Annotated in this window: 3 protein-coding genes and 1 pseudogene; 1 reads left to right on the top strand and 3 read right to left on the bottom strand. The window is 66.4% G+C overall.

Annotation, left to right across the window (positions count from 1 at the left end; translation table 11 throughout):
• On the bottom strand, window positions 1–5,995 hold a 5,995-nt coding region (locus FFY45_RS21645), incomplete at its 3' end, for an ESPR-type extended signal peptide-containing protein (protein WP_176342006.1).
• A 178-nt stretch (window positions 5,996–6,173) separates the two neighbouring features.
• Here FFY45_RS21645 and FFY45_RS21650 point away from each other — a divergent pair.
• On the top strand, window positions 6,174–6,503 hold the full coding sequence (locus tag FFY45_RS21650; protein WP_176342007.1) for a hypothetical protein: 330 nt from the start codon (window positions 6,174–6,176) through the stop codon (window positions 6,501–6,503).
• A gap of 33 nt (window positions 6,504–6,536) precedes the next feature.
• On the opposite strand, the gene FFY45_RS21655 is transcribed toward FFY45_RS21650, so the two are convergent.
• Together FFY45_RS21655 and FFY45_RS22485 are read right to left on the bottom strand one after the other, a co-directional pair.
• The gene (locus FFY45_RS21655) at window positions 6,537–8,351 is read right to left on the bottom strand and encodes a S8 family peptidase (protein ID WP_500692579.1); all 1,815 of its coding nucleotides are present in this window, start codon (window positions 8,349–8,351) and stop codon (window positions 6,537–6,539) included.
• A 157-nt stretch (window positions 8,352–8,508) separates the two neighbouring features.
• A pseudogene (locus FFY45_RS22485) lies at window positions 8,509–8,590 on the bottom strand (adhesin); the annotation flags it as partial.

The following is an 8,590-nucleotide window of genomic DNA, read 5'->3' on the forward strand; positions in this document are numbered from 1 at the left end:
TGGTGGCCACCGCCGCAATCTGCGTGTTGGCGCCCACCGCCGTGCTGCCATCAGCATTGACGCGCGCATTGCTGCCGATGGCAGTGTCGTTGGGGCCATGCGCATATGCGCTGCCGCCGATTGCAGTACCGGTCACATGGTTGGCCACTGCCGCCGTGCCGACGGCGGTGGACGTGGCGGCCGGCGTGATGCTGCCGACCACTGCTGCGGTCGGCGTGCCCTGCACGCTTGTGCTTGCAGCTGCGACATCAGCGACCGCGTCGATCTGCGCAGCCGCCGCAACCGCAGGCACCGATGCAGTGCGCAGCGACGCCGTGCGTGCGGCCGTGCTGGCCGTTGCGGTACCACCACGTGCATCGAGCTCGTTGACCTTGCTGTCCAACGCGGTCAGTGCAGCACCGACGTTGTTGTAGCTGGCACCTTGAATCACGTAAGTCGGCGCAACGAACACGCCTTGCGCACCGATCGCCGCACCACCACCGAGGAAGCTGGCCGCATTGCTGAGCGACTGGAACAACTGCCCGCCGTTGATTGCATCGGTGCTGGCATTGGCAATCGCGCCGCTGCCCACGTTGACGATGCGACGCGTGGCCGGACCACCGCGGCCATCGCCGCTGCCGACCGACACCACATTGGCGTCGTAGGTGCGCGAACCGGAGCCCAAGGCCACCGAATCAGCGCCGCTGGCACCGGCATTGGCACCGAGTGCGACCGCATTGCTGCCGCTCTGGCGCACGAAGGAGTTGTAGCCCAGCGCCACGCCGTTTTCGCCGATGGAATTGGTCTGACGGCCCATTGCGGTGCTGTTGACGCCGCTGGCACTGCTGTCCACACCCAGCGCACTGGCACCGGTCGCCGACGCCCGGCTGCCGGAGGCAACGGCAACGCTGCGCGCGCCGCTGGCGCTGGCGCCTGCACCGACCGCGCTACTGCGATCGCCGGTTGCCGAGGCCACGCCTTCACCGGTGGTTTGCACCATGCCGTTGGTGGTCTGCACATCGGCCGCCAGGGAATCCAGCTGGCCCTTGTTGACCGCATCTGTGGCCGCCTGGCCGTCGCTGACATTGACGATGCGACGCGTGGCCGGACCGCCGCGGCCATTGCCGCTGCCGATCGATACCGTGTCCGCTTCATAGGTGCGCGAACCCGAGCCCAACGCCACCGAATCGGCACCGGTTGCGCCGGCATTGGCACCGAGCGCTACACCGTTGACCGCGCTTTGGCGCACGAACGCGTTGTAGCCCACTGCCACCGCGTTTTCGCCGATCACGTTGACCTGACGACCGACACCGGTGCTGTTGATGCCGGTCGCCGACGCGTCCACACCGACGACGCTGGCACCGATCGCATCGGCGCGGCTGCCGCCACCCAATGCCAGCGTGTTGTCGGCCAGTGCTGCGGCGCTTTGACCCAATGCGGTGGCGTTGACGCCATCGGCATACGAATTCCAGCCGATCGCGGTGGTGTAGTCGGCCGTGGCCCACGCACCCGCACCGAATGCAGCAGCGCCGGTGCCGGAAGCACGCGCCGGGATGAACCCAAAGAACGTGCTGCCACCGACGGCCACGCTTTCTTCGCCGGTGGCTTCGCTGAATTCACCCACCGCCACGGCGCTGGCACCAGAGGCCAGCGCTGCGGCACCGACTGCCGTGCTGTAGTCGCTGGACGCAACCGCGCCATAGCCCAGTGCCGACGACAGCCTGCCGCTGGACTCGCTGTACCCGCCCAACGCGGTGCTGCCGACGTTGGAAGAAGCACTGCGAAAACCGACTGCGGTTGCCTGGTTGTCGGAGGCCACCGCTTCACTGCCGAGTGCGGTGGTGTAGGTCGAAATCGCCTGCGCGCCGGCACCGTTTGCGGTGGCGCCAATGTCGCTGGCCAACGCGTTGCTGCCGATGGCGCTGCTGTTTTCGCCGGTCGCCTGGGCATTGTTGCCCAGCGCCGCTGCGCCGATTCCGCTGGCCAAGGCGCTTACGCCGAGTGCCGTTGCGTTGTCGGCAACCGCTTGCGCGCCTGCACCCAATGCGGTGGTACCGGTGCCGGTGGCATTTGCGCCCTCGCCTGCGGCCAATGCGTTGTCGCCTTCCACATAGGCACCGGCGTCGCTGTCCTCGCTGCCGCTGGCCTTGAAGTACTTGCTGGTGGATTCGGCGGTTTCGGCCACTGCGGTGAGCTGGTCCAGATTCACCGCATCGGTGCCCTGCGTACCGGCCGCCACGTTGGTGATCTGACGCTCGTTGCCGGTGCTGCCCACCGACACTGCGAAATCGCGATCGGCCACCGAATCGGCGCCCAGCGCCACGCTGCTTTCGCCGGTGGATTCGGCAAAATTACCCAGCGCGGTGCTGTTGAGGCCCGGCGCCCATGCGGCGCCGCCGAGTGCGGTGGAGAAGTCGCCGGAGGCTTCCGTCGGCAACAAGCCGAGCAATGCGCCACCCACCGACACGCTGTTGTAGCCGCTGGCCACACTGGCCTGCCCCGCCGCAAGACTGTAGGCGCCCGATGCGGTTGCATCGCCACCCACCGCCACGCTGCTGGAGCCGCTGGCGGTGCTGAAATTACCCAGCGCGGTGCTGTTGAAACCGGTCGCGCTGGAATAGCCGCCCAGTGCGGTGGAGTAATTGGCGCTGGCCTCGGCGCCGAAGCCGAAGGCGGCCGCGCTGGTGCCATCGGCAATGCTTTCCGCGCCGACTGCCGTGGCCGAGTCGCCACTGGCGCTGGCGAAATAACCCAGCGCCGTGGTTTCACTGCCCGCGGCCACGCTCAACGCACCGGCCGCCAGCGATCCATCGCCAGACGCATCTGCCGCTGCACCCAACGCGGTGCTCTGCGCACCTGCTGCTGCACTCTCGCCGCCCACCGCCACCGCATAGTCGCCGCTGGCCTGGCTGTAGGCACCGTTGGACACGCTGCCAAACCCGCTTGCCGCCGCGTTATAGCCCGATGCACTGGCGAACTGGGCAGTGGCGCTGGCGCCGCTGCCCACTGCCAATGCACCGGTACCGATCGCCTGGCTGCTGGAACCGAATGCGCTGCTGTAATCGCCCTCGGCAGTGGCGTTGGAACCGGCAGCAGTGGCGTCTTCGCCCTGCGCATCGGCCGTGCCGGCGCCGGTGCCGGTGTACAGACGCGCGGTGGTTTCCGCGGTTTCACCGACCGCGTTGAGCTGGTCCAGGTTCACCGCATCGGTGCCCTCGGTACCGGCGGCGACATTGGTGATCTGACGTTCGCCACCGGCGTTGCCTACCGACACCGTGTTGGCGCGATCGGCGACCGCACCTGCACCCAGCGCCACGCTGTTGTCGGCAGACGCGAGGGCGCCGTTGCCGATGCTCACGCTCTGCGTGCCCTCAGCAATGGCTTCCCACCCCAATGCAATGCTGTTATCGGCAAAGGCGTCGGATTCACCGCCAATGGAGATCGCATGGCGGCCGTAGGCGTTGGCATAGGTACCGGCTGCGAGCGATCCAGTATCGGCTGCAAATGCATTCGGGCCCAAGGCAGTGCTGTCGTCGCCGTAGGCCAGACTTTCGGTACCGATTGCCGTTGCGCCATTCCCCCACGCCACACTGGCAAAGCCCAGCGCGGTCGATGCAGTGCCGTTGCCGATGCTTTCGTAACCGATCGCGGTCGCGCCACGCCCATTGGCGATGCTGGTACCGCCGACAGCAGTCCCGAAGTAACCCGAGGCATTGCTGTCGGCGCCAAGCGCGGTGGCGTAATCGTCGCCGGCGCTGCTGTTGAAACCGACTGCGGTGGCATTGGCGATGCTGGCGTTGGCGTTGTTGCCGATCGCCGTGGTGCCCAACGCAGACGCCTGACTGCTCGAACCAAGCGCAACGCTGTCATCGCCCGACGCATTGCTGGATCCGCCCAGCGCGACAGTGCGCTCACCGAAAGCACTGCTGCCAGCACCAATGGCGGTGGATGCGGTACCGCCGGCAGCGGCATTGGAACCGAAGGCAGCGCTGTCCTCGCCGAACGCCACGCTTGCTCCGCCGACCGCGGTGCTGGTGTCGCCAAACGCCACGCTCCCCGCACCCAGCGCGGTGGAATCGGCACCGTTGGCGATGCTCTCGTAACCGAGCGCGGTGGCGCCGCTGCCGGTTGCCAGACTGGCGCCGCCAATCGCCGTGCCGAACTCGCCCGATGCGCTGCTGTCAGCGCCGAGCGCAGTGGCGTAATCGGCCACTGCAGTGCTGTTGAAACCGAGCGCGGTTGCATTGTCGACAGCAGCGATCGCGCCGCTACCGATCGCAGTGGTGCCCTGTGCCGTTGCGGAGCTGGTCGAACCGAATGCAGCGCTGTAGTCGCCGGTTGCCGATGCATTGGAACCGGCCGCAACGCTGTCGATGCCTTCGGCAATCGCGGTGCCGTCACCCGTGGCGACGAACGTGCGCGCAGTGGTGTCGGCAACCTCGGACACGGCAGTGAGCTGATCGAGATTCACCGCATCGGTGCCTTCGGTGCCGGCGGCGACGCTGGTGATCTGACGCTCATCGCCGGCCGCGCCGACCGACACGGTATTGGCGCGCGTGGCCACCGAGTTAGCGCCTAAGGCGACCGAGTTGGCGCCGCGTGCGGTGCTGTAATAGCCCAGCGCCGTGCTCAATTCACCGCTGGCCCAGGATTCCGGGCCGACCGCAGTGGCGCCTTCGCCAGGTGCGTAGGCGAAGTAACCCAACGCCGTGGCTTCGGTGCCGGAGGCTTCGCTGAGCGTGCCCACCGCCGTGGTGTAGGTACCCGACGCGATCGCACCGGCGCCGAGCGCGGTGGACGCTTCGCCGCTGGCCTGGGTCTGCACGAAGAAACCCAGACCTGGAATGTAATCGACCGGGCCACCGACCGCAGTGCTGCTGGTACCGCTGGCGCTGGTCTGCGTGCCCACCGCGGTGGCGTAATCGCCGGCCGCATTGGCAACCGCACCGAACGCGGAGGATTGCGCACCGGCGGCATACGCACCGACGCCGAACGACGATGCAGCAAATCCATCGGCATTGGCGCTGGCGCCCACTGCGGTTCCGCCGACGCCGGCGCTGGTGGCGCCGGTCTCCACCGGCACCCCGCCGTTGGTGATCAGCGGCTGGCCATCTTCGTCCACCGCAGCGCCGCCAACGGCCACGCTGCCCGGGCCATTGGCCTGTGCGTTGTGGCCGAATGCTGCGCTGTTCTGCCCGGAGGCGAGCGCATTGGCGCCCACGGCGGTGGCGTTGTCGGCCACGGCATTGGCACCGGTTCCCAGCGCGGTTGTCGCCGTGCCCACCGCGTTGGCCGCATCGCCGGCAGCCAGTGCGCTGTCGCCTTCGACATACGCGCCGACGCTGTCTTCGCCCGGGGTTGCCTTGAAGAACGTTGCGGTTTCGTCGGCCACATCGGCCACGTCCTGCAACTGCGCCAGGTTGACCGCGTCGGTGGCGTTGACGCCGGCGCTGACATTGGTGATGCGGCGCGTGGCCGGGCCGCCGCGTCCATTGCCGCTGCCCACTGATACAACGTCGTCTTCGTGGGTACGCGAGCCTGCGCCCAGCGCCACCGAGTTGGCGCCAGTCACGCCAGCATTGGCGCCGAGCGCCACGCCGTTTTCGCCACTCTGGCGCACGAAACTGTTGTAGCCGATGGCCACCGCGTTCTCGCCGATGGCATTGGTCTGGCGCCCGATCGCGCTGCTGTTCACACCGCTGGCGCTGCTATCGGCGCCGGCTGCCACTGCGCCGGTGGCGCTTGCATGGCTGTTGCTGCCGATGGCGGTGGTCCTGGTGGCGGACGCCGCTGCACCGTCGCCGACTTCGACCGACTGCGCCATCGCGGAAAGAGGAATTGCGATCCCGGCGCTACCCAGCGCCAGAGCGATCGCGGCGACCAGGCAACGGCTCTGGCGGCGGTCGATGAATGCGGCAGTGGTCACTGCTCCCGGGCTATCACCACTGGCCAGTTCCGATGCCACGGCCCACACGCCCAACGCTTTGTTCCAAACCTTGCGATAAATCCGATTCATCGACGCACGACTCCTGAAGTTGGGACTGGTTTGTTGGCGAACACCCACCATCGAACGGCCTTTCAGCCATGCGATTCCCCTGGTGATTGGCGCCATGTGCCTAACGGCGGTGGGCGGCTTACGCCTGCACCCTGGATAGTCAAAAAGTGAACGCTACCCAACCATAGAACTGAGCGAAGTGTTAACAGCGCTCAAATCGGGCGTCAAGTTTTTGACGAAAAGCGAAGTTAAGTGTGTTTTTCATCACACTTCTGTTTGCTTTTATTATTTTTTTGATAAATCTTTGGAAAACAGCGACCTAGATCATGTCTCGCAAGACATTTCTAAGCTGAATACGCACGTCCAAAGCAGACAAAAAAGCCCGCTGGCGGGTCGCCAGCAGGCTTGGTTGCGCAAAATCGGATGCGAAATGCGTCAGCGGGCAGACCAGCGCTCCCCACGCTGGCAAACCGGTGCCACGCAGGCGCGGTACCGGCCGCTTTTCAGCCCAATTGCGCCAGGGAAATGACGGAATGCCGCCGGTACGCCCTGATGTGTCAGATCACTGACGCGCCAGCAGGCTCACCCCGTCGAATTCGGTGCCGTCGAGCTTGAGGATGTAGGTGCCGGCGCGCGGCGCGGTGAAGCGCACGGTCTGGCTGGTGCCACTGCGCGTTGAGGCACCGTCGTTGTCGGTGGCGCTGGGCTCACGCCCGAACGCCACGTACAACCCTGCCTGCCCGCTGCCACCGAAGCTGATGAAACTCAGCACCGCACCAGCGCTCGCTTCGAAGGTAAATACCCCGGCATCGCCCGCCAGGTTGGACAGCCCGCGCTCGGGCACGCTATTACGCAGGGGTTGCGCATCCACCTGGCACCCCACGTCTCCTGCGTCGCAACGGCGCAGCGCGCGATCGATGGCAGCCCCCGCATCCACGATGCCGGTACCGGCCGGTGTGGCAAGCGGCAACTGCACCGGGAACGCACGCGCACTGCGCTTGAGCAGGCGCTCCAGTGCGGCCGGCGTCAGCGGCGCTTTGCCGTCGGCGATCAACGCGCTTTGCACCAGCGCCGCAGTGCCGGCCACATGTGGCGACGCCATCGAGGTTCCGGCAAATCCTGGGCCGATATAGGCGAATTGACCGGAGGTGGGCGTGGTTTTCCCGGTGTAACCGGTCTGCCAGATCCAGCTGCCGATCGGGCCGTCGTACAAGGTGTCGGTTGCCAGATCGCGCGCGCCGCCGCCGGGTGCGGCCAGATCGATCAAGCTGCCGAAGTTGCTGTAGTACGCCAGGCCACCGGTCAGGCGGGTGGCCGCCACCGACACCACGTTGGCGCAGTTGGCAGGTACTGCGCTGGACACATCCGAGCCATCGTTGCCGGCCGCCACCACCACCGTGGTGCCGCGCGACACCGCAGCATTGATCGCCGCCTGGGTGACCGAATCGCAAGGCCCGAAACCACCCAGGCTCATGTTGATGATTTCGGCCGGGTCGCGATTGTCCGGCACGCCCTCCACATGGCCGCCGGAGGCCCACACGATGGCGTCGGTGATGTCCGAAGACGAACCGCCGCAATGGCCGAGCACGCGCACCGGCAGCACCTTGGCTTTGTAGGCCACACCGGCACCGCCAATGGCGTTGCCGGTGGCTTCGGCAATCGTGCCGGCCACATGCGTGCCGTGCCAGGAACTGTCACGAGCGGCTGAAAAAATTCCGCATTCGCCGTCGGTTGCTTCCCAATCGCCGTAATCCAGCGCACCCGGCACACGTGCATTGGTGGGGCGGCGCGAGACACCGCTGTCGCTGATGAAGTCGTAGCCTTGCAGCAAATTGCCGGCCAGATCCGGGTGCCCCGGCAAAATGCCGGTGTCGATCACCGCCACCACCACGCCTTCGCCTTGGGCAGTGGCCCAGGCTGCCGGCGCGTCGATGCCGCCCACCGGATCGGTGAGATGCCATTGATTGGTTGCCAGCAGCGGGTCGTTGGGCAAGCTGCCGCCGCTGCTCTGCAACGGATACATGCGTACGTCGATCTGCGCGTATTCCACCGCAGGATCGGCCTGCAGTTCGCGCACCAGGTGATCGGCGTCGCTGCGGCTGAGTTGTGCGGGCAGCTTGATCAACTCACTGCCCACTGCCAAGGTGCGCACATACGTGGGCACGGCCGCCTTGCCGCTGCGTGCCGCCGGTGCCAACTGCACTGCTGCGCGCGATGCCGCTGCAGTGATCGTGGCCACCGATGCATTGCCAACGCTGCGTGCAGTCACGTTGCCGCTGCGGTATTTGACGATGATGCCGTCGACCGGCGCATCGCGCATGGCTTGCTGGCGTTGCGCAGTGCTCACACTGGAATCCAACGTGGCGGCAGTGGCAATGCCGCTACCGAGCGAGAAGACCGCGCTGCAAGCGATGGCAAGAGTCCGGGAACGATGGTTATGAATCACGATGAAGTCCTCTTCAAGATGAAATGCGACAACGAATGAGTGAGCACGCAGTTGCCGCACACGCAGCAGCTGCGAGATGCAATGCGCGTTACCAGCCCAAACCGGCACCCACGCCGATCGAGCTGTCGTCGCCACTGAGTGCGCCGCCAACCGTCACCGTGGCGCGCGGG

Origin of the sequence: Xanthomonas hortorum, from assembly GCF_011305375.1 — a bacterium.
GTDB classification, from domain to species: Bacteria; Pseudomonadota; Gammaproteobacteria; order Xanthomonadales; family Xanthomonadaceae; genus Xanthomonas; species Xanthomonas hortorum_E.